The organism is Limosilactobacillus reuteri (genome assembly GCF_020785355.1).
GTDB classification, from domain to species: domain Bacteria; phylum Bacillota; class Bacilli; order Lactobacillales; family Lactobacillaceae; genus Limosilactobacillus; species Limosilactobacillus reuteri_I.
This window is the reverse complement of the sequence record NZ_JAJGVH010000052.1, coordinates 1-854: the sequence shown is the minus strand read 5'-3', so window position 1 is coordinate 854 and position 854 is coordinate 1. Positions and strand designations below refer to the sequence as shown.

The window sequence follows — 854 nt, the reverse complement described above, 5'->3', positions numbered from 1 at the left end:
GACTGGAGCGTCTTGGACATATTCATAAGTCCGAGTTGTTCCAGTTTTCTATTAGTTAGAGAATAGCTCAAGGTCTTACTGTGTGCAGTTCGCCAGTAGCCCTTGCGGGTACTAGCGAAGACATATGCATCACGCTGAGACAGCCCCAGCTTCTGTAAGTTAGTTACCTTAGTTTTAAACTTCTTCCATTGCTTCCAGATATACTGCCTTATTCGGGTCCTCAACCACTTGTCAAGGCGTTGAATAAAGTCAGTTAGTTTCCCAATTGAGTAGTACTGAAGCCACCCACGCATTTTTCGCTGAATTTCTTTAAACATTCTCGTCAGAGATATTCCACGATTACGTTTAGTTACTAACTTCAATGCTTTCTTTACTCGTTGTTGCGATTGTTTAGCTGGACGGGCGTAGGCCCCATTGTGGTCTACACCCAACGAAAAGCCAAGAAACTTCAACCGTAGCGGGCTGCCGACTTTGGTTTTATCTGGGTTCACTTTAACTTTCAATCGCTTTTCGAGAAACTGGGTAATGCTTCGCATTACTCGTTCTCCGGCTCGTTGACTTTTAACATAGATGTTACAGTCATCCGCATAGCGCACAAAGTGGTGACCACGTCCAGTCAACTCTTTGTCCAACTCATTTAGATAGATATTCGCCAGTAATGGTGACAATGGACCTCCTTGTGGGGTTCCTTTATCACTCTTAGCGAAAAGCCCATGGTCTAAGACTCCGCTAGTTAGAAACTTACGAATAAGTCTTAGTGTCCATGGGTCATCAATATATTGTTGGAGATACTTAATCATCAAGTCATGATTAACGTTATCAAAATAGGCTTTTAGGTCTAAGTCGACAACTCT

The 854-nt window shown here is 42.9% G+C and carries 1 protein-coding gene; it reads right to left on the bottom strand.

Annotated features, from left to right (window positions below; all coding sequences use genetic code 11):
- On the bottom strand, positions 1–854 hold an 854-nt coding region (locus tag LMB56_RS01960; RefSeq protein ID WP_267865182.1), incomplete at both ends, for a reverse transcriptase domain-containing protein.